The organism is Streptomyces sp. NA02950 (assembly GCF_013364155.1).
In the GTDB taxonomy this organism is placed as follows: domain Bacteria; phylum Actinomycetota; class Actinomycetes; order Streptomycetales; family Streptomycetaceae; genus Streptomyces.
Genome location: NZ_CP054916.1, coordinates 2,486,979 through 2,508,337, shown reverse-complemented (window position 1 = coordinate 2,508,337; position 21,359 = coordinate 2,486,979). Strand labels below are relative to the sequence as shown.

Annotated in this window: 14 protein-coding genes; 12 read left to right on the top strand and 2 right to left on the bottom strand. The window is 69.8% G+C overall.

Annotated elements, in window-relative coordinates; translation table 11 throughout:
• Positions 1-433 precede the first annotated feature (433 nt).
• From HUT19_RS10480 to HUT19_RS10435, 11 genes are all read left to right on the top strand, one after another.
• Positions 434-1,912 (top strand): ATP-binding protein, encoded by a 1,479-nt coding sequence (locus HUT19_RS10480; protein ID WP_176180204.1) that lies wholly within the window; start codon positions 434-436, stop codon positions 1,910-1,912.
• Positions 1,909-2,337 (top strand): roadblock/LC7 domain-containing protein, encoded by a 429-nt coding sequence (locus HUT19_RS10475; protein WP_176180203.1) that lies wholly within the window; start codon positions 1,909-1,911, stop codon positions 2,335-2,337. Before HUT19_RS10480 ends, HUT19_RS10475 begins: the two co-directional genes overlap by 4 nt.
• Entirely contained in the window at positions 2,334-2,690 is a 357-nt protein-coding gene (locus HUT19_RS10470; RefSeq protein WP_176180202.1) for a DUF742 domain-containing protein, read from the top strand. Before HUT19_RS10475 ends, HUT19_RS10470 begins: the two co-directional genes overlap by 4 nt.
• The gene (locus HUT19_RS10465; RefSeq protein WP_176180201.1) at positions 2,668-3,273 is read left to right on the top strand and encodes an ATP/GTP-binding protein; all 606 of its coding nucleotides are present in this window, start codon (positions 2,668-2,670) and stop codon (positions 3,271-3,273) included. Before HUT19_RS10470 ends, HUT19_RS10465 begins: the two co-directional genes overlap by 23 nt.
• A gap of 2 nt (positions 3,274-3,275) precedes the next feature.
• Entirely contained in the window at positions 3,276-4,769 is a 1,494-nt protein-coding gene (locus HUT19_RS42920; RefSeq protein ID WP_254885521.1) for a cytochrome P450, read from the top strand.
• Complete coding sequence (locus HUT19_RS10460; RefSeq protein ID WP_254885520.1) at positions 4,751-5,869, top strand: cytochrome P450; 1,119 nt, start codon at positions 4,751-4,753, stop codon at positions 5,867-5,869. Before HUT19_RS42920 ends, HUT19_RS10460 begins: the two co-directional genes overlap by 19 nt.
• Before the next feature lie 88 nt (positions 5,870-5,957).
• Entirely contained in the window at positions 5,958-8,027 is a 2,070-nt protein-coding gene (locus HUT19_RS10455) for an APC family permease (RefSeq protein ID WP_176180199.1), read from the top strand.
• A gap of 171 nt (positions 8,028-8,198) precedes the next feature.
• The gene (locus tag HUT19_RS10450) at positions 8,199-9,569 is read left to right on the top strand and encodes a class I SAM-dependent RNA methyltransferase (protein ID WP_176180198.1); all 1,371 of its coding nucleotides are present in this window, start codon (positions 8,199-8,201) and stop codon (positions 9,567-9,569) included.
• An 87-nt stretch (positions 9,570-9,656) separates the two neighbouring features.
• Complete coding sequence (locus tag HUT19_RS10445; RefSeq protein WP_176180197.1) at positions 9,657-10,835, top strand: serine/threonine-protein kinase; 1,179 nt, start codon at positions 9,657-9,659, stop codon at positions 10,833-10,835.
• 141 nt (positions 10,836-10,976) lie between these two features.
• Complete coding sequence (locus HUT19_RS10440; RefSeq protein ID WP_176180196.1) at positions 10,977-13,961, top strand: helicase-related protein; 2,985 nt, start codon at positions 10,977-10,979, stop codon at positions 13,959-13,961.
• A gap of 1 nt (position 13,962) precedes the next feature.
• Positions 13,963-19,551, top strand: coding sequence for a DNA methyltransferase (locus HUT19_RS10435; protein WP_176180195.1), 5,589 nt, complete (start codon positions 13,963-13,965; stop codon positions 19,549-19,551).
• 48 nt (positions 19,552-19,599) lie between these two features.
• Here HUT19_RS10435 and HUT19_RS10430 read toward each other — a convergent pair whose 3' ends face one another.
• Both HUT19_RS10430 and HUT19_RS10425 read right to left on the bottom strand, forming a co-directional pair.
• Positions 19,600-19,785 carry a DUF397 domain-containing protein gene (locus HUT19_RS10430; protein WP_176180194.1) on the bottom strand — a complete coding sequence of 62 codons (186 nt, stop codon included), beginning with the start codon at positions 19,783-19,785 and terminating at the stop codon, positions 19,600-19,602.
• Complete coding sequence (locus HUT19_RS10425; protein ID WP_176180193.1) at positions 19,782-20,669, bottom strand: helix-turn-helix transcriptional regulator; 888 nt, start codon at positions 20,667-20,669, stop codon at positions 19,782-19,784. The genes HUT19_RS10430 and HUT19_RS10425 overlap by 4 nt, the downstream gene beginning before the upstream one ends.
• A 207-nt stretch (positions 20,670-20,876) precedes the next feature.
• Here HUT19_RS10425 and HUT19_RS10420 point away from each other — a divergent pair, with 207 nt between their 5' ends.
• A complete protein-coding gene (locus HUT19_RS10420) occupies positions 20,877-21,281 on the top strand; it encodes an ATP-binding protein (RefSeq protein WP_176180192.1) in 405 nt (134 codons plus the stop codon).
• Positions 21,282-21,359 lie beyond the last annotated feature (78 nt).

Sequence of the window (21,359 nt, the reverse complement as noted above, 5' to 3'; positions counted from 1 at the left end):
ACCGTGTCCCCGCCGCCGGTGCTCCAGCGGGGACGGACTGTCGTCGCCGCGGCGCTAGTCCCCACCGTATCCGTACCGATGGGAAAGTTCCCCGGGGCGGTGGAGAGGGCGTCGGGCCCACGTGGAATACTGATCATTTCCGATAGGGGCGAACTCGTGGAAATGCGGTGGACGATCACATCGGCCCCCATGGTGAGAAGTGGACCGGGGGTTCTTTCCGAGTCGCATTCGCGTCATCTTCGCCCCGCGTCCAGGACCTTCACTGAACCATCACGGCAAATGGCAATAGAGTCCCCTGCGTTCGAACCGTGTTCCGGGCGTCGGACGCTCGGTCATGGCGTGGCTAAGATGATCGCCGTATGCCGTTTCCGGACGGGACATCGGGGCTCTGAATCGTTCCTTCCGCGCCCGCGTTCTCTGTACGAGGTTCCTGATGACTGATCACATAACGGAGGCGGTGAGCTGGTGTCTGGCCGTCGTCGCCCTTGTCGTTCTGGTGCTGTTGATGCGCCAGCGGCAGATCACCGCGGGTGTGCGCAGGCGCAACGCCACACTCGAGGAAGGTCTGCGGGCCCGGGACGAGGAGGTGCGCCATCTGGTCGATATCCGGCTTCCCGCCGTCGCGGACGGGGTGAACCTGCCCACCCCGCTGCCGGGGCTGAAGGACGAGAAACTGGCGGGCACCACCTTCGCACAGGGCCTGCACGCCGTCATGGAGCAGTTCACCCGGGCGGTGGACAAGGCACAGGCGCGGGCCGACGCCTCGGCCAAGTCCGCGCTCAAGGCGTCGATGCGCGCCCTCCAGGGGCTCGCCAATGAGCAGCAGGTGGCCATCTCGCAGATGCAGGACCGGCACGACAACCCCGATGTGCTGCGGGACCTGCTGGAGATCGATCACGCCAACTCCCAGTTCGGCCGCCGTGCCCAGGCCATCGCCGTGCTCTGCGGCTCCTGGCCGGGACGCCAGCGGCTGGCCTCCTCGCTGACCGATGTCGTCCGCGGTTCGAAGTCGCGCATCCGCGACTACCAGCGGGTGCAGGTGCACAGCCTGATCGACGTCGCCGTGGTGAGCCGGGCGGTGGAGCCGGTGGTGCTCGCCGTCGCCGAGCTGCTGGACAACGCGGCCCGCCACTCGCAGCCCAACACCAGCGTCGAGGTCAGCCTGCAACCGGTGCACAACGGCGCCTGCATCGTGATCGACGACGCGGGTGTCGGCATGGACGGCCTGGAGGTGCAGCGCGCGGCCACCCTGCTGTCCGGACAGCGCGCCGTGGACGTCTCCCGGCTCGGCGACCCGCCGCAGTTCGGCTTCGCCGTCGTCGGGCTGCTCGCGGCCCGGTACGGCTTCAGCGTCTCGGTGGACACCCGGTCGCCGTACGGCGGCGTGCGCGCCGTGTTGTTCCTTCCCTCCGCGCTGCTCACCCATATCGAGACCGGCACTCAGAGCGCGGCCGCGGCGCCGGAGGCGCAGCAGGCCGCCCCGCCGCGCACCCTCCCCTCCCGCCCGAGCCGCCGCCGTGCCGAGCCCCGGACCCCGGCGCCCGGATCCGCACCGGCCTCCGCAGGCACACCGGCCCAGGCCCGGCCCGCCGCTCCCGTCGCCACCCCCGATCCCGCGCCCGCGACGGCCCCACCCGCCGCGGACGACGAGGCAGCGGCCAGTTTCGGTGTGACGGCCGGCGGTCTGCCCAAGCGCCGCCGCCGTCAGGCCTCCGCCGCGTCCGGACCGCAGCCGGTCGGCCAGACCGAGCCGGACACCGGCTCGCACCGGGTCCGCTCGGCCGAGGAGACCGCCCATCGGATGGGTGCCTTCGCCCGGGGCACCCGCTCCGGCCGAGCGGCCCATCAGGAAACCGCCCCCCACCCCGAGGACGCCGCCCCCCACAGTGAAGAAGGGAATCGCCAGGCATGAACGACCACATGAACAACGAGTTGGGCTGGATGCTCGACGAGGTCGTCAAGATGCCGGACGCGCGGCATGCGATCCTGCTGTCCGCGGACGGGATGCTGCGGGCGCACTCCGCGGGCATCCCCCGCGACGAGGCGGAGCGTCAGGCCGCCGCGCTCTCCGGGCTGCAGTCCATCAGCCGCAGCACCTCCGAGTTCTGCGATCCGTACGAGACCCCGTGGCAGCAGACCCTGGTGGAGTTCGTCGGGGGCTATGTCTTCCTGATCGCCGCCGGACCCGGCGCCTATCTCGCGGTCTCCGCCACCGAGGCGGTGGACATGGAGGCGGTCAGCTACCGGATGCAGAAGGTGGTAGACCGGCTCGGCAAGGAACTCACCAGTCCGCCGCGGCAGGACTTCGGGCGGCAGGGCCTCGGCAGCTCCGCATGAGCCCCGGCCGGCGCGAACGAGGACTGGTACGGCCGTATGTCGTGACCGACGGCCGTGCCTACCCGACCCGCAACACCTTCGACCTGGTGACCCTGGTCATGGCCCACACCGACCGTCCGCTCACCGGGCTCAGCCCGGAGAAGCGGCGGGTGATGGAGCTCTGTCTCGGTGGCGCGCTCTCCGTCGCCGAGGTCGCCGGCTATCTGGAGCTGCCGGTGAGCGTCACCAAGGTCCTGCTCGGCGACCTCGTGGACAGCGGCCACATCACCACCCGGTCCCCGATTCCCCCCGCCGAACTTCCCGAGACACAGCTGCTGCAGGAGGTGCTCGATGGACTCCGCGCTCGCCTCTGAGCAGGCGGTCTATCTGCCCGGAACCGTGCGAACGGCCGTCAAGCTGCTGGTGGTGGGTCATTTCGCGGTCGGCAAGACCACGTTCGTGGGCTCGCTCTCCGAAATCCGCCCGCTGCGCACCGAGGAGACGATGACGCAGGCCGGAGCGGAGGTCGACGACCTCGCCGGCACCGAGCGGAAGACCACCACCACGGTCGCCATGGACTTCGGGCGGCTCACCCTCAGCGATTCCCTGGTGCTGTATCTGTTCGGTGCCCCCGGACAGCACCGGTTCACCCGGCTGTGGAAGGACATGACCCAGGGCGCGCTGGGCGCGCTCGTCCTCGCCGACACCCGGCGGCTGGAGCAGTCCTTCCCGGTGATGGCCGTACTGGAGGAGCGGGGCCTGCCGTACGCGGTGGCCGTCAACCGCTTCGAGGGGTCCCCGGTCTTCGCCGAGGAGGAGATCAGGGAGGCGCTCGACCTGCTCCCCGAGACTCCCCTGGTGATCTGTGACGCCCGCAACCGGATCTCCTCCACCCGCGCTCTGATCGCCCTCGTCCAGTACCTCCAGTCCCTCCACACCCGTACCCCGCAGGAGTAAGCGTGACCTACAGCTCAGACGTCGGGGCCCGCTCGGGAGCCGTACCGCCGCCGGGGTGCCCCGCGCACCCCGGCGGCGGTACGGCCCAGGGGAGCTCCGCCGGTGGCCACGGCGTGTCCGTGCCGCTGTACGGAGCCGACTTCGTCGCCGATCCGCACGCCTTCTACGCGCGGCTGCGGGCCATGGGGCCGATCGCGCCGGTCGAGCTCTCGCCGGGTGTGTTCGCCTCGCTCGTCACCAGCTATTCGCTCGGTCTGGAGATCCTGCGCGACACCGAGCGGTTCGCCAAGGACCCGCGCGGCTGGCGAGCGATGAACGACGGGACCATCCCGCCGGACAGCCCGGTGGTCCCCATGATGGGGTACCGGCCGAACGCCCTGTTCTCCGACGGTGAGGCGCATGCCCGGCTGCGCGGGGCGATCACCGACAGCCTGGACCGGGTGGATCCGCACGCGCTGAGCGAGTACGTGGAGCGCAGCGCGGAGACCCTGATCGACGCCTTCGCCTCCAAAGGTGAGGCCGACCTGCTGAGCGAGTATGCCTCGGTCCTCCCGCTGCTCGTCTTCAACCAGCTCTTCGGCGCGCTCGCCGCGGACGGGCCGAAGCTGGTCGAGACCATGGGGAAGGTCTTCGACAGCGGGGAGGATGCCGTCCAGGCCAACGAGGACCTGCTCCGCTGGATCGCGGGCCTGGTGGCGGGCAAACGGCAGCAGCCCGCTGCCGACGTCACCTCCTGGCTGATCGCCCACCCCGCGCAGCTGGCCGACGACGAGATGATGCAGCAGATCATCCTGCTGATGGCCGCCGGCATGGACCCTCAGCAGAACCTGATCGCCAACGCGCTGCGGCTGCTGCTGTCGGACGACCGCTTCGCCGGTGAGCTGTCCGGGGGAAGCATGCCCGTCCAGGACGCCCTCGACGAGGTCCTGTGGAACGACCCCCCGATGGCCAACTACGGCACTCGTTTCCCCCGGTACGACTTCGACTTCGGCGGCGTACGGCTGCGCAAGGGCGAGCCGGTGCTCATCAGTTATGCCGCCGCCAACCACGAGGCCGCCCTCGCCTCCGACCGCCGTTCCGGCAACCGCGCCCATCTGGCGTGGAGCGCGGGCGCCCACCGCTGCCCCGCGGACCGTCCCGCCCGCGTCATCGCCTCCGTCGCCATCGAGCGGCTCCTCGACCGTCTTCCGGACATGGAGCTGGCCGTCCCCGCCGACCGGCTGACCTGGCGGACCGGTCCCTTCCACCGCGCCCTGGCCTCGCTGCCGGTGCGCTTCCCCGCCCAATTGGCAAGTCCCACCGAACAGTCTGCAGCGTCCGTACCCGGAACCCCCCGTTTCGCCGAGACCCAGGGAGACAGCCAGTGGAACCCAGCCAGTGCCCCATCGTCATCGACCCTGCCGGACACGACATCCACGCCGAGGCAACCCGAATCCGCGAGCGGGGGGAAGCGACGCTTGTTGAGCTCCCTGACGGCGTGGTGGCGTGGGCTGTAAGCCGCCAGAGCCTGCTCAAACAGCTTCTGACCGACCCCCGCGTCTCCAAGGACCCGCGGCAGCACTGGCCCGTGTGGATCAACGGTGAGATCTCGCCCGAGTGGCCGCTGTTCACCTGGGTCGCGGTGGAGAACATGTTCACCGCCTACGGCGCCGACCACCGCCGGCTGCGCACCCTGGTCTCCAAGGCGTTCACCGCGCGGCGCAGCGCAGCCCTGCGGCCGCGTATCGAGGAGATCTGCGACGAGCTCCTCGACGGGCTGGCCGCCACCGCGCCGGGCGGGACGGTCGATCTGCGGGAGGGGTACGCGTACCCGCTTCCCATCAAGGTGATCTCCGAGCTGTTCGGGCTCGAGGACGAAAGCCTGCGGGAGCGGATGCGCAGGGTCGTCGACAGCGTCTTCCACACCTCCGCCGAGCCCGAGGAGGTCACCGCCACCTACGCCGAGATGTACGACGTCCTGGGCACGCTGGTCGCCATCAAGCGGGAGCAGCCGGGCGACGACCTGACCAGCAGCCTGATCACCGTGCGGGAGGAGGAGAGCGACTCCCGGCTGAGCGAGAAGGAACTGGTCGACACCCTCGCGCTGATGCTCAGCGCCGGTCACGAGACCACCGTGAACCTTCTGGACAACGCCATCCACCTGCTGCTCACCCACCCCGAGCAGCTGGAGCATGTGCGGTCCGGCCGCGCTTCGTGGGACGACGTCATCGAGGAGACGCTGCGGCACTCCGCCCCCGTCGCCAGCCTGCCCCTGCGCTACGCCGTCGAGGACATCGAGCTCGGGGACGGCGTGGTGCTGCGCAAGGGCGACGCCATCCTGGCCGCGTACGCGGCCGCCGGACGGGATCCGCAGGTGCACGGCGAGAGCGCCGAGCGCTTCGACGTCACCCGGCGCCTGAAGAGCCATCTCGCCTTCGGCCACGGCGTCCATCTGTGCCTCGGAGCGCCGCTCGCGCGCCTGGAGGCCGCTATCGCGCTCCCCGCCCTCTTCGAGCGCTTCCCCGGGCTCTCGCTCGCCGCCGGAGAGGATGAGCTGGAGCCCGTGGAGTCGTTCATCTCCAACGGTCACCGGACCCTGCCCGCCCGGCTGTCCTGACCGCTGCAAGGAGCGGGTCCCCGCCCGTTCACCGCCCGAAGGGTGGGCGGGTGGGCGGGGCTCGCGCCGACCCCTTACGATCCTCTGCGTGTCCAAACTGACCGACGTCCCGAAACGGATCCTGATCGGGCGTGCGCTGCGCAGCGACAAACTGGGGGAGACCCTCCTCCCCAAGCGCATCGCGCTCCCCGTCTTCGCTTCCGACCCGCTGTCCTCCGTCGCGTACGCGCCGGGGCAGGTGATGATCGTTCTGTCCGTGGCGGGGGCGTCGGCCTACAGCTACAGCCCGTGGATCACGATCGCGATCATCGTGCTGATGTTCACCGTGGTCGCCTCGTACCGCCAGAACGTGCACGCGTATCCCAGCGGAGGCGGCGACTACGAGGTCGCCACCACCAACCTCGGCCCCAAGGCCGGTCTCACCGTCGCCAGTGCCCTGCTGGTCGACTACGTCCTGACGGTGGCGGTGTCGATCTCCTCCGGAGTGGAGAACCTCGGCTCGGCCGTCCCTTTCGTCGTCGAGCACAAGACGCTGTGCGCGGTCGGCATCATCCTGCTGCTGACGCTGATGAACCTGCGCGGGGTACGGGAGTCGGGCAAGCTCTTCGCGGTCCCCACCTACGTCTTCGTCGGCGGCGTCTTCGCGATGATCATCTGGGGCGCCTACCGGGGGCTGGTCCTCGGTGACGACATGAAGGCCCCCACCGCCGGTTACGAGGTCCACGCCGAGCACACCGGGCTGGCCGGTTTCGCGCTGATCTTCCTGCTGCTGCGGGCCTTCTCCGACGGCTGTGCCGCGCTGACCGGTGTCGAGGCGATCAGCAACGGCGTACCCGCCTTCCGCAAGCCCAAGAGCCGGAACGCGGCGACGACGCTGGCGCTGATGGGCGGACTGGCCGTCACCATGTTCGTCGGCATCATCTCGCTGGCCCTGGTCACCGACGTCAAGATGGCCGAGGACCCGGCCCGGGACCTGCTGGACAAGGGGGTCGCGCTCGGCTCCGACTACACCCAGAACCCGGTGATCTCGCAGGTCGCCGCCGCCGTCTTCGGCGACGGCTCGATCCTGTTCGTGGTGCTGGCAGCGGCCACCGCGCTGGTGCTGTTCCTGGCCGCCAACACCGCGTACAACGGCTTCCCGCTGCTCGGCTCGATCCTGGCCCAGGACCGCTATCTGCCCCGCCAGCTGCACACCCGCGGCGACCGGCTCGCGTTCTCCAACGGCATCGTGCTGCTGGCCTCGGCCGCGGCGGTCCTGGTCTACCTCTACGGCGCCGACTCGACCCGGCTGATCCAGCTCTACATCGTCGGCGTCTTCGTCTCCTTCACCCTCAGCCAGACCGGCATGGTGCGGCACTGGAACCGCCATCTGGCCACCGAGCGCGATCCGGCGGCGCGCCGCCGGATGGTCCGTGCCCGCGCCATCAACACCTTCGGTGCCTTCTTCACCGGTCTGGTGCTGGTCGTGGTGCTGCTGACCAAGTTCACCCACGGCGCCTGGGTCGCCCTGCTGGGCATGTTCATCTTCTACGTCACCATGACGGCGATCCGGCGCCACTACGACGGGGTCTCCGAGGAACTCGCCGCCGCCACCGAGCAGCTCGACGAGGAGGAGGTGCGCCCCTCCCGGGTGCATTCCATCGTCCTGGTCTCCAAGATCCACAAGCCGACGCTGCGTGCCCTGGCCTACGCCAAGCTGATGCGCTCCCACCGGCTGGAGGCGCTGAGCATCGGCGTCGATCCCGCCGAGACCAAGGCCCTCAGGGCGGAGTGGCACGAGCGCGGCATCGATGTCCCGCTGAAGATCCTCGACTCCCCGTACCGCGAGATCACCCGGCCGGTCATCGACTACGTCAAGAGCCTGCGCCGGGAGAGCCCGCGCGACGTGGTCTCGGTCTACATCCCCGAGTACGTGGTCGGCCACTGGTACGAGCATCTGCTGCACAACCAGAGCGCACTGCGGCTCAAGGGGCGGCTGCTGTTCACCCCGGGCGTCATGGTGACCTCCGTGCCCTGGCAGCTGGACTCCTCGGAGCTGGCCCGCAAGCGGGCGCGCAAGCGGGCCGAGTGGAACGCGCCGGGCGCGGTGCGACGCGGTCCGGTGGTCCCGCCGAAGGGCGAGCGGACCGGCGCCAAGTCGCAGACTCCGGGGCGCTGAGCGGAGTCGCTGACGTCCGGGGGACCGGGGAACCGGTGCGGCACCGGCGGCCGGACCGGGGGAGGGGCGGCGGCACGTAGACTGGTGGGCTGTTGTCCCCCCGCCGGGCCGCGCCCCGCGGCCGGGGGGTGTCCCGCCCGCCCCCTCACCCCTTCAGGAGCCGAGCCCGCCATGCACCGTGAACCCGAGGCGTCGCTGGTCGGCGAGGAGTACGAGGTCGAGGTCGGCCCGGTGGCCCACGGCGGCCACTGCATCGCCCGCACCGAGGAGGGCCAGGTCCTCTTCGTCCGGCACGCACTGCCCGGTGAGCGGGTCGTCGTCCGGGTGACCGAGGGCGAGACCGGCGCACGCTTCCTGCGCGCCGACGCGGTGCGGGTGCTGGACGCCTCCAAGGACCGGGTCGAGGCGCCGTGCCCGTTCTCCGGGCCGGGCCGGTGCGGTGGCTGCGACTGGCAGCACGCCGCCCCCGGCGCCCAGCGCCGGCTGAAGGCCGAAGTGATCACCGAGCAGCTGCGCCGGCTCGCCGGGCTCACCCCCGAGCAAGCGGGCTGGGACGGCACGGTCGAGCCCGCACCGGGCGACAAGGTGGCCCGCGGTGAGGTCCCCGCCTGGCGCACCCGGGTGCAGTACGCCGTCGACGAGCAGGGTCGGCCCGGACTGCGCCGCCACCGCTCGCACGAGGTGGAGCCGGTGGACCACTGTCTGATCGCCGCCCCCGGCGTCACCGAACTCGGTATCGAGAAGCGCGAGTGGCCGCAGATCGAGACGGTGGAGGCGATCGCCGCCACCGGCTCCTCCGACCGTCAGGTCGTCCTCACCCCGCGCCCCGGCGGCCGGCTGCCCATCGTCGAACTGGACCGGCCGGTCTCGGTGCTGCGCACCGCCGAGTCGCGCGGCCGGGACCGGGTCCGGCTGGTGCACCGCGTCCATGGCCGTCCCTTCGTCCGTGAGCGCGCCGCGGGCCGCACCTGGCGGGTCGGCGAGGGCGGCTTCTGGCAGGTCCACCCCAAGGCGGCGGATCTGCTGGTCGAGGCCGTGATGCAGGGCCTGATGCCGCGCAAGGGACAGACCGCGCTCGATCTGTACTGCGGTGTGGGGCTGTTCGCGGGCGCGCTCGCCGAGCGGGTCGGGGACGAAGGCGCGGTGCTCGGCATCGAGTCCTCCAAGCGCGCGGTCGAGGACGCCCGCCACAACCTCCAGGACTTCGACCGGGTCCGGATCGAACACGGCAAGGTCGAGCAGGTGCTGCCGCGCACCGGGATCACCGAGGCCGATCTGATCGTCCTGGACCCGCCCCGCTCGGGCGCGGGCAAGGAGACCGTGACCCGGCTCGCGGGCATGGGCGCGCGCCGGATCGCCTACGTCGCCTGCGACCCCGCGGCACTCGCCCGCGATCTGACGTACTTCGCCGCCGCGGGCTACACCCCGCGCCGGATGCGGGCGTTCGACCTCTTCCCGGTCACCCACCACGTGGAGTGCGTGATGATCCTGGAGCCGCAGCGCGAGAACGGCTCACCCGGCGGCCCGGAGCTGCTCGCATAAACTAGTGGCTCGTTACCCCGGGGGACGGCAGCGCAGGGCGCACGTCGGCACCGGTTCCATCGCCGCACAGGGGGAGGCCACACACCCGTGGAGCCACTGAGGGACGACGACCCGCGGACCGTCGGCGGATTCACCCTGGTGTGCCGTATCGGGGCCGGCGGAATGGGGCAGGTCTACCTCGGCGAGTCCGCTGCGGGACAGCAGGTCGCCGTCAAGGTGATCAAACCCTCTGTGCTGGACGAGGACAGCCGGGCACGCTTCCTGCTCGAAGTGGACAGCCTCAAGACGGTGTACGGGCCGTTCATCGCCTCCTTCGTCGCGGCGGACGCGGACGCGGAACGACCTTGGCTGGCCGTCGAATTCGTCGCCGGTCAGGACCTGCTGACCATCGTCGACGAGCGGGGGCCGCTGCCACTGGTGGAGACGGCCAGCCTCGGCGCCCTGCTCGCTGAAGGGCTCGGCACCGTACACGAGGCCGGGTTGCTCCACCGCGACCTCAAACCGCAGAACATCCTGCTCGCCCCCTACGGCCCCAAGGTGATCGACTTCGGCCTCGCCGTCCTTGCCGAGCGGCGGACCACGCTGACCGCGACCGGAGTGGTGGTCGGCTCTGTGCTGTGCATGCCGCCGGAGCAGGCCCGGGGCGAGCATGAGCTTGATCGGCCCGCGGATGTCTACGCTCTGGGCGCCGTCCTGCTCTACGCCGCCACCGGCCACTACCCCTACAACGGCCCGAGCTGGCAGGCGGTCGCCCTCAAGATCGAGGACCCGGGCACCCCGCCCGACCTGAGTGATCTGCCGCCCGAGCTCCAGCCGCTGATCTCCGCCATGCTCGCCCTGGACCCGGCCGCCCGACCGACCCTGGCGCAAGTCACCGACCAGCTCGTCGACGTACTGTCGGCACACGGGCTCACGGCCGCGCAGGCCAAGCGCAGACTCACGGACCATGTCCCGGCCATCACGGTCCCCGAGGCGCCCGCCCCGCCCGCGAGCGAGACCGCCGCGTTTCAGGAGGGATGGACCGGCTACACACCGACCGTCGTGGACGTGGCCGCGCGGGAGGACGACGACGCGCCCCACGACCGGCGGCCGGCCACCGAACCCGAGGAGGACGGGCCCGAGCCCGCCGCCGATATCCCCGACAACGCGCCGGAGCCGTCGACGCCCCGGCGGCCGGACCCCACCGGAGCGGGTGTCCGTCTCATCGCGCCGCTGCGGATCGCGGAGCGGATGAGAGCGTCGTACGCCCGCGACGCCCGCTTCTGAGCGACACGGTTCGCGGCGGCCGAGGGTGGCGCCTACGGCGGGGGCCTGACCTGCGGTTGCTCTGGCCATTCCGGCACAACCCGCCCACATCCCGTGAAACACTTGTCGCGCGCGGAACGCGACACACTCTCGGCACGATCGATGGAGGGACGACGGGTGGCAGAGCAGGGGGAGACTCGGTACCCGCCAGGCGCACAGATCCTCGTACGGGACGAGGAATGGCTGGTGCGGACCGCGACCCGGACCGACCACGACGGCGACAGGATCGAAGCGATAGGCGTCTCGGAGTTCGTCCGGGACGAGGAGGCCGTCTTCTTCACCGGCATCGACACGGTCGAGCTGCTGGAGCCGGAGAAGACGCGCCTGGTCCCCGACACCTCCTCGTACTTCCGCCGCGGCCGGCTCTTCCTGGAGGCGGTCCTGCGCAAGACGCCCCTCCCGCAGTCCGAGCGCGGTCTCGCCCTCGCCGACCGCTTCCTCCTCAATCCGCTCGCCTATCAGCAACGTCCCGCGGAACTCGCGCTGTCCATGCGCAACCTCCGCCCCCGCATCCTGATCGCCGACGTCGTCGGCCTCGGCAAGACGTTGGAGATCGGCCTCACCCTCGCCGAGCTGATCCGCCGCGGGCGGGGCGAGCGCATCCTCGTCGTCACCCCGCAGAGCATCCTCGAACAGTTCCAGCACGAGCTGTGGACCCGCTTCTCCATTCCGCTGGTGCGGCTGGACTCCCTCGGGATCCAGCGCATCCAGCGCGAGATCCCCGCCGGGCGCAACCCCTTCACCCACTACAAGCGGGTCATCATCTCCGTCGACACGCTCAAGAACATCGGCCAGTACCGGCACCACCTGGAACGCATCCAGTGGGACGCCGTCGTCATCGACGAGTCCCACAACCTGATCAACCAGGGCAGCCAGCGCCGCGCCCTCGCCGAAACCCTCGCCCCGCGCACCGACGCCCTGCTGCTCGCCAGCGCCACCCCGCACAACGGGGACAAGCGGTCTTTCGCCGACCTCATCTCACTCCTCGACCCCGCCGCCATCGCCGACCGCGATCACTACGACCCGGCCGAAGACCTCGGGCACCTCTTCATACGCCGGACGAAGATCAGCCCCGAGGTCCGCAACGGTATCGGGACCGAGTGGGCGGACCGGGGGCCCACGCTGTCCCTGCACTGCCCTGCCAACGACGACGAGGAGCGTGTCTTCGCGGAGCTGACCGAGTACTGGCTGCCCGCGCCCGCGAGCAGCGCCGAGTTCGGCACGGCGGATCAGGACCGGACCTCGGTCAGCACCGACCGGCTGTTCCCCTACACCCTCCTGAAGACGTTCCTGTCGTCCCATGTGGCGCTCGCCGAGACGGTCAACCGCCGCAGTACCGAGCTGGCGAAGAAGGCGCGCAAGGCCGAGGACGAGGGCAGGAGCCCGGACCCCGCGATCGACACGGAACAGGCCGCGCTCGCGCGGCTGCGCGAGATCACCGACTCCATGGGCGACGGCACCGCACCCGGCGACTCCGCGAAACTGGACAAGCTCATCGAGCAGTTGACATCGGATGAGATCAATGCGGGCCCGCACAGCGACACCCGTGTCGTCATCTTCTCCGAGCGGGTCCGCACCCTCACGTGGCTGGCGAAAGTGGTCCCTGCCCGTCTGGGCTTCCCGGTGGACAAGGACGGGAACCACAAGGCCGTGCGCGTCATGCACGGCGGCCTCAGCGACGAGGAACAGCGCAAAGTCGTGGAGGCCTTCGGCCTCGCCGACAATCCGGTGCGCCTGCTGTTCACCGGCGATGTCGCCTCCGAGGGCGTCAACCTGCACCGCCAGTGCCATCACCTCATCCACTACGACATCCCCTGGTCCCTCATCCGCATCGAGCAGCGCAACGGCCGTATCGACCGCTACGGACAGGAATACGAGCCGCAGTTCCGGGCGCTGATCCTCACCTCCGCCCACCCGGGCGCCAAGGACGACCGCACCGTCGCCGAGAAGCTCCTCGCTCGCGAGGAGGAGGCCCACAAGCTGAACGGCACGGCGGAGGCGGAGACCGGCTACTACCGGGCCGACGAGGAGGAGCGGCGGCTCATCCGTGAACTGGTCGAGGGCGGCAGCGTCGAGGACTTCCTCAACCCCGCGCCCGCCACGGCGGACGACGACCTCGCCGACCTCTTCGGCCAGGTGGACACCATCACCGACGAGGAACTCCCGCCGCGCGCCGAAATCCCCTCGCTCTTCGACGGGGACACGGCGGCCTTCGTGGACACCGCGCTGGCCGAGGTGTACGAGGAGCGAGCCGAGGATGCCATCGGCCTGTCGCGGGGTGAGGACGCCCAGAAGCGCCCCTACCTCTCCCTCTCCCCGGCCAAGGCCCCCGACCTGCTGCGCCGGCTCAAGGCCCTGCCGCCCTCGTACCTCAAGGAACAGGGCGTGGCCGAGCGCATGATCATGACCTTCGACCGCGACCTCGCGCAGGACAAGCTCGACCAGGCCCGGACGAGTTCGGACACCCTGTGGCCCGGCGTCTCGTTCCTCACCGACATCCACCCCGTGGTGGAGTGGCTCACCGACAAGGTCCTCGTCCAGTTCGGGCGGCAGGAAGCCCCGGTCATCACCTCGCCCCATGTCACCCACCCCACCTTCCTCATCCAGGGCATCTACTCCAACGCCCTCGGCCGCCCCACCGTCGTGCGGTGGATGGCCGTCAGCACCGAGCCCGGCGCCCCCGTCGCGTCCCTGACGGACGCGCTGCGCGCGGCGAAGGTCGGCCCGGACCTGGCCCGCACCGGCGGCCCGCGCGACCTCGGCCACCTCCAGTCGCTGGTCCCGGCGGCGGTGGCCACGGCACGCGAGCACCTGGAGACGTACAAGGACCAGTGGGCGGAACAGATCAGCGGACCGCTCACCACGTACCGCGACCGCCTCAAGGACTGGCGCCAGGACTCGCTGCCGGGCGCCGGCGCCCGGCGCCAGCGGCAGATCGAGGAGACCGCCGACGAACAGGCGCACCTCCTGGACCAGCTCACCACCACCGGCCGCCCCCTGCTGCGGGTGCTGGCCGTCCTGGACCGACCCGCTCCGGACGAGACCTCCGGCAGCGCCTTCGACCCGTTCGACCCGGCGGAGAACTGACGTGACGTACGACTCGCTGGTCAACCACGGCGACTACCTCTCGGCGCACTACCTCGCCGAAGTCCTGCCCAAGGACCTCAAGGCCAAGGACGGACTCCTCGCCCGCTGGGCCGAGGCCGAGGAGGAGGCGCGGCGCGCCCACGCCACCGCCGTCGCCGAGGCCAGGCGCACCGGCGCCGACCCCGATTCCGTGCCGCCGCGCCCCCGTACCCCGCGCGAGGGCCTGCGCGCCCTGCACGGCCCTTACTTCGCCTCCCGCGCCGACTTCGTGCAGGACGCGGAAGCGCTCGCCGTACCCGACGCGCCGGTCCCCGCCGACTGGGGCAAGCGGCTCACCGATCTCCACCTGGCCACCCTCCGGGCGCTGGGCTACGACACCGCCCACGAGCAGACCGTGACGGTCCACCGGGCCGACCGAGAGTACGCCGTCCAGGTCGCGCACGCCGAACGCGGCCTGCTCGCCGTCTCCTGTGGCTGGACCGCCCAGCCCGACGCGGCCCTCGACCCCGACGGCGCGGGCCGACTGCTGCATCCGGTCACCCTGGAGGCGTCCGGGAGCCTCACCGACGCCAAGGCCGTCACCGACTTCCTTTTCGCATGCGACGAGCCGCCCAGGTACGTCCTGCTGCTGGTCGGCGGCGTCATCGTCCTCGCGGACCGGCTCGCCTGGCACGAGGGCCGCTACCTCGCCGCCGACCTCGACGCCGCCCTCAGCCGCCGCGACGACCGCAACGGCGGCGAACTCGACACGCTGGCCGCGCTCTTCGGCGCGGACTCGCTCCGCCTCCCGGCGGAGGGTGGCGCCGCTCCGCTCGCCGCGTTCGTCGACAAGTCCGGCAAGCACGCCGTCGGCGTCTCCACGGAGCTGCGGGAGGGGCTGCGGCTTTCGGTCGAGTGGATCGCCAACGAGGTGCTGGAGCGGCTGCGCGAGCCCGAGAACGGCGTCACCCCGCAGCGACTCGACGACCCGGCCCGCCTCGCCAAGCAACTCAGCCGCGAGGCGCTGCGCTACCTCTACCGCGTCCTGTTCCTGCTGTACGCCGAGGCGCAGCCCGCGCTCGGCATCCTGCCCGCCGACTATCCCGAATACGCGCGCGGCTACGGCCTCCAGCGCCTCGGTGACCTCGTCGTACGCGACCTGGTCGGCGAGCGGTCCCGGCGCGGCTTCCACCTGTACGAATCGCTCGACCTGCTCTTCCGCAAGGTCGAGGAGGGCCACCGGGAGTACGGCAGCGAACCGGAGGACCTGGCCGCCGAGGCCGCCGACCGCGCGGCCACCCAGGCCGAGCACGAGGCCGCCGACCTGCTCGCCTCCGGCGCCATCACCCGCGACGAATACACCGACCGCATGCGCGAGGCCGACCGCTCGCGCCGAGCCGCCCGCCGGAGCGCCGATGTGGGCCTGCGCTTCGAGCCGTTGCGTTCCGACCTGTTCAAGAAGGACGCGGTCCGCCTCATCTCGGCCGACCAGATCGAGAACCCGGCGTACGAGGACACGGAGGACTCCGGGGAGTCGTCGTCGGGCGAACGACCGGCGCGCCGTGAGTTCCTGGACACCCGGCTGCGCAACGAGACGCTGCACAAGGTGCTGCGCCGCCTGATGCTCACCAAGGGCAAGGGGCGCGAGCGCGGCGGCTTCATCTCATACGCCCAGCTCGGCATCAACCAGCTCGGCGCGGTGTACGAGGGCCTGATGTCGTACACCGGCTTCATCGCCGAGGAGGACCTGTACGAGGTCGCCAAGGGCGGCGACGCGTCGGGTGGCAGCTGGATGATCCCGGCCTCGCGCGTGCACGACTACCCGGACGAGGTGTTCGTCGTACGGCCCGACGAGGAGACCGGCCGACCGGTGCGGGTGGTCCACCCGAAGGGCTCGTTCGTCTACCGCCTGGCGGGCCGCGACCGTCAGACGTCCGCCTCGTACTACACGCCGAAGTCCCTGACCGAGGTCACCGTCGAGCTGGCCCTCAAGCACCGCCTGGACCAGGACGGCGAGACGACGACGGCCCGCGAGCTGCTGGAGTGGAAGATCTGCGAGCCCGCGCTGGGCTCGGGAGCGTTCCTCAACGAGGCGATCGACCAGGTGGCGTCCGAGTACCTGCGGCGGCGCGAGCGGGAGCTGGGGCGCCGGGTCGACACCGAACAGCGCCAGATCGAGTTGCAGAAGGTCAAGGCGTACGTCGCGCTGCACAACGCGTACGGAGTGGACCTGAACGCCACCGCTGTGGAGCTGGCCGAGGTGTCGCTGTGGCTCAACTCCATGCACCCGGGCATGCGCGCCCCCTGGTTCGGCCTGCACCTGCGGCGCGGCAACTCGCTGATCGGCGCGGGGCGGAAGGTCTACGCGGCGGATGCGTTGCCGCACGGCAAGTGGCTGGCGAAGAAGAAGGAGGACGCCCTTCCGCCGACCGAGCTTCCGTTCCGGGACGGCGACCTGCCGGAGGGCGCGGTCCACCACTTCCTGCTCCCGGCGGTGGGGTGGGGCGCGGTCGCGGGGGAGAGCGAGGCGAAGAAGCTCGCGGAGGAGCAGGCCAAGGCGCTGGGGCAATGGCGCAGGGGCATCCAGAAGGCGCCGAAGGGCCCGAAGCCGTTCGAGGAGCGTGGCGATGAGTCGCCAGAGAAGCGGCAGAAGCGCTACGAGCGGTGGGCGAAGGCGGCGGCGAAGACCGAGCAGTGGCGGCTGCAACGTGTCGCGCGGCGGGTGGAGTTCCTGTGGTCTCTGGTCGCCAAGCGTCTGGAGCTGTCGGAGCGGAAGGTGTCCCGGCGCATCGACGTCTGGGGCGCGGACTGGCTGACGCCGTCGGAGGAGGCGGCGGACAAGCAGAAGATCCTGGACGACCTGACCGTGGTCGGCACGCCGTACTGGCGGCTCAAGACCGTCATGGACACCTGGTGCGCGCTGTGGTTCTGGCCGCTGGACAAGGTGGCCGAGCTGGACGGCTCGGGCTGGCTGTACGAGGAGGGCCGCGGGGTGATCCGCGAGGCGGACCTCGCCGCGGGGCGCGCTTCGGGTGCGTCGTCGGTTGTTCCGTCTGCCGCTGTGGTTACGGCTCCCGCCCCGGCGCCCGAGCCGAGCGGCCCCGCACCAGGTGAGGTCGCCTGGCAGGCGGCCGGTCTCTTCGACGACCCGGACGGCGAGCAGGGCGAGCTGACCGTTGGCGCCGCTGACAGCGGAGCGGGCCTGCGGACCAAGGCGGCGTTGGCGGGCGGTGGCGGTGGCCGCAAGCACGAGATCGCCGAGGACAAGTGGCGGCCGATCATCCCGCTCAAGACGTTCGGCGACTGGCTGGACTTCCTGGAGGCGACCCTCGGCACCCAGGACACCCCGGACGGCTCGTTCCTGGACGGCTTGGACGACCTCCCGGTGGACGAGGCGCTTCCGGTGCTGGAGGCGTACGAGCGGGACCTCGACGGCACGCTGGGCATGGACCGGGCGTTCAATCTCCCGACCCGGTTCCCGTGGCTCAACACGGTCGAGGACCTGGCGGGTACGACGGAGCGGGACATAAGGCCGGAGGACGGCCACGGCTTCTTCCACTGGGAGCTGCACTTCGCGCATGTCTTCCGGGGGAGGGGTGGGGGATTCGACCTCCAGGTGGGGAATCCGCCGTGGGTGCAGCCGCGTTGGAAAGAGGATGTCGTCCTCGCCGAGAAGGAACCGTGGTTCAAGCTCGCTGAGAAGCCGAGTGTGGAGGCGTGGCGTAAGCGGAAGGAAGAGGTGCTGGGGAAGGCGGGGGCAACCTCATACTTCTTGGAAGAGCTTGCGTCGAACACGGCGATGGCGGATTGGCTCGCGTCGCCCCTGACATATCCGGTGCTGACGGGTACACAGCCGGACTTGTACCGGGCGTTCATGTGCCGGGTGTGGGGGAACCTTGGTGTGCAGGGAATGGCCGGGCTTGTGCATCCGGACACGCATTTGGGTGGTACGAAGGATGGCCGAATCCGGGAAGCGGTGTACCTCAGACTTCGGCTTCATGCGGGTTTTGTGAACGTAGGAAACTGGGCCTTCGAAGCCAGTAGAAATACTGAATTTGGTGTCCACATCTACGGCAGTCGCCAGCGCTCCATTTGCTTTGACAACCTGAGCCGGTTGTACGGAGTGGAACCTCTGGTGGCATCTCTCGACCATGATGGCAAGGGCGAGGTGCCCGGCATGAAGCGGGATGGACACTGGGATCTGCGCCCCCATCGTGCGCGGGTCGTCACGGTTGACGACGATGTACTTGCGGAGTGGCAACGGTTGACAGGAGAGACCGATGCGCCGAAACAGCAGACGGCGCTTCTTCAACTTGCTACAAGTGAGGAGCAGGGAGCAATTGCTGCTCTGTCGGCCGTTCAGGCGCGACTGAAACAGCGTAAACCTCGGATCAGTAGTGGCTATCACGAGAAGATGGGAAGGGAGAACGGCTATATCGGCTGGAACACAAGGCAGCCTGCGTTGCTGGCCGAAGTTGTCCTCCAAGGCCCCCACTTTGGTATCGCAACGCCAATGAGTAAACAGCCGAAAATCCCGTGTCGAGGTAATCACGACTGGACGACTGTCGATCTCACGAGTCTACCCAGCGATGCAGTGCCTCGGACCAACTATGTGCGCCCGAAGTCCTGCTCGCTGGAGCGGTACGAGGAAGAGCAGGACCGCTGGCTGGACCACTCGCGGCTTGATGTTGACTGGGAGCCCAGTGCCGAGGAGTGGACAGGCCGTGCTGAGGTCTTGACCGAGGAGGAGTTGGAACTCTCCGAGGATGAGCAGCGAGAGTTGCTGCGGCGACGGCTGTGGTGCTTTCAGCCTTACACGCAGTTTTACCGGTTGGCGTGGCGGGTGATGATTCCCTTCAACACTGAGCGTAGCTTGTTCGCTGCGCTGATTACCCCGGGGCCAGCACACATCCATGGCGTTCAATCATTGGCGATGGCAGACGATCGAGCAACTGTACTCAACTCGGGGTTTTGGGCGTCGTTGCCGCTCGACTACATGTTGCGCATCGCAGGGAAGGCGAATTTCCAACGGGCCGAAGCAGAGAGGATGCCCTACGCCGACCCCGGCCATCCCCTTGCCGCTCCTCTCCTCATCCGCACCCTCCGTCTCAATTGCCTCACCGAGGCGTACGCGCCGCTCTGGACCGAGCTGTACGACATGACGTGGCCCGGATACGAGGACTGGGTCGTGGAATGGCCCGAACTGGCGCCCCTTGCTGGGCACCTCAAGAAGACCTGGGATTACAGCACTCCGCTCCGGACCGAGTACGAGCGGCGTGCAACTCTCGTGGAGATCGACGCCCTGGTTGCCGTGTGGCTGGGTATGAGCGCCGATGAACTCGTGGCCATTCACAAGGCCCGGTATGCGATCCTCGCTGACCGCGAATCGCAGATGTGGTTTGATGCGGAGGGCCGCCAGTTGGCCAAGGACCCGTATGCCCATGGGTATGGCCAGACCAAGGAACACTACGAGCAGTTCGTCGCTTTTGAGAAGGGCGAACGGTCGGAGCCGCCGGAGGGCTATGCCGAGCCTTTCTATAAGGCGAACCGCGAAGAGGAAATGCGCGCCGCGCACGCCCACTTCGAGGCCCGGCTCAAGAACGCGCAGTGAACGCCCGCCCTGCACCGGAGCGATCCGGTACGGGGCGGGCTGCGAAGCTCAGTACTCGGCGACGTACGCGACGAAGCTGGCCCACTCCGTGGGAGAGAAGGCGAGCTGTGCGCCCGCCTTGTCCTTGGAGTCGCGCACATGGACGGTGCCGGGGCAGGTGGCCACCTCGACGCAGTCACCTTCACTGCCGCTGCTGTAGCTGGACTTGCGCCAGACGAGTTCGGGCGTGCTCATAGGTCTCCTCGCATCCGCTCCAGCAGGCTCCTGGAGTCCTCCGGGGTGAGGGCTTGCGAGCGCAGTTTGGCATACCGCTGGTGCAGGACGCTGATCTCTTTCGAGTCGGAGATGAGGCGACCGTTCTTCTGCCCCTCCGAGTACCCGAACCATCGATGCTTGGGTGTCTCCAGCAACTGCATAGGACCGTCCAACCCAGCATGCACCGGCTTCCGCAACGGCATGATCTGCAACTCCACGTTCCAGTGCCGCTCGTCCACGCCCAGCAGATGGTCCAGCAGCTCCCGCGTAACGTCCTCGCCGCCCGTGTACCGTTCCAGCACCGCCTGTTCGATGATGAAGCTGAACGCCGTCGGCGGCTTGCGGCTGGTGGACAGCAGATCTTGTCGTGCGAGCCGGGCGGCGATGCGCTCGGCCAGCTCCGTCTCGTCTGGCACGGGCGGGACGTTCAGCGACACCGCCTGCGCGTACGCCTCCGTCTGCAACAGGCCCGGCACCACCCGGCATTCGTACGTGCACAGGCTGATCGCCACCCTCTCCAACCGCGCCCACTGCCGGAACCAGGCCGCCAGTCCCGGCTGTCGGCACAGGTGCCGGGCAGCCTGCCGCAAGGCGCCGGTGTTCCCCAACGCCTCCTCCGCCCGTTCCACGAGCGAGGGGTCCGGCATGCGCCGCCCCTGTTCCACCGACGCGACCGTGTGCTTGGAGAACCGCACCAGGTCTGCGAACTCCGCCCTGCTCAGACCGGCATGTTCCCGCAGGGCCTGGACGACGGCCCCGAACGTCCGCAAACTGTCGGAGGATTCCGGTTCCCCGCCGCACAGCGACGCGGGCACCTCACCCGATTCCGCCCCACCATCCGCACTGCCACTTTCCTCGGCCATCGCTGGCCACCTCCTGTGCAACCCCGCCCCGCCGTGCCCCTCCTGATCGCACCCATGCTTACGGTCGTTCACGAGTACCGTCCACCATCTGTGTGCGTACGTTGACTCAGCGTACGCAATATCATCCTGGTGCACGGGTGAATCCGCAGGCCACAGTGGCCGCATGACACCACCCCCCCCACGCGCCAAGGGTCCGTCACCGTACGTGTGTTCACGCAGCGGTTCAGCTCAACCCCGCTCGGCGCGCGCCTCGCCCGGCGGCTCACGCTGCACCAGCTCCATGGCTGGGGCATCCCGCACGGCACGCGGATCTCGGACAGCGCCGCCTTGATCGTCGCCGAGTTGTGCGCCAACGCGGCCACACATGGCCGCGTCCCGGGCCGGGACTCCGAACTGCGCCTCACTCTCGGCGAAGACGTACTCCGCATCGAGGTGTCGGACACCCGTGGCGAGAAGCGGCCCCCGGGCCCCGGCGAGGTCACCGCCCCGCCGACCCTCTCCGAGACCCGACGGGGGCTGCTCCTGGTCGACACCCTCGCCGACCGCTGGGCCGTCCTGGACCGCGCACCCGTCGGAGAAACCGTCCGCGCCGAACTCGACCTGCCGCACTGACGGTGTCGGTCTCCGTCTATAGGGTGACGGGAGGAAAGGTCACGTACGGCGGCGACGAGCGACGGTGACGGGGAGATA

Coding starts and splice junctions, on each gene's coding strand:
- HUT19_RS10480 (WP_176180204.1), top strand. CDS start 434: ATGACTGATCACATAACGGAGGCGGTGAGCTGGTGTCTGGCCGTCGTC.
- HUT19_RS10430 (WP_176180194.1), bottom strand. CDS start 19,785: ATGAGCACGCCCGAACTCGTCTGGCGCAAGTCCAGCTACAGCAGCGGC.
- HUT19_RS10440 (WP_176180196.1), top strand. CDS start 10,977: ATGGAGGGACGACGGGTGGCAGAGCAGGGGGAGACTCGGTACCCGCCA.
- HUT19_RS10450 (WP_176180198.1), top strand. CDS start 8,199: ATGCACCGTGAACCCGAGGCGTCGCTGGTCGGCGAGGAGTACGAGGTC.
- HUT19_RS10470 (WP_176180202.1), top strand. CDS start 2,334: ATGAGCCCCGGCCGGCGCGAACGAGGACTGGTACGGCCGTATGTCGTG.
- HUT19_RS10425 (WP_176180193.1), bottom strand. CDS start 20,669: ATGGCCGAGGAAAGTGGCAGTGCGGATGGTGGGGCGGAATCGGGTGAG.
- HUT19_RS10475 (WP_176180203.1), top strand. CDS start 1,909: ATGAACGACCACATGAACAACGAGTTGGGCTGGATGCTCGACGAGGTC.
- HUT19_RS10465 (WP_176180201.1), top strand. CDS start 2,668: ATGGACTCCGCGCTCGCCTCTGAGCAGGCGGTCTATCTGCCCGGAACC.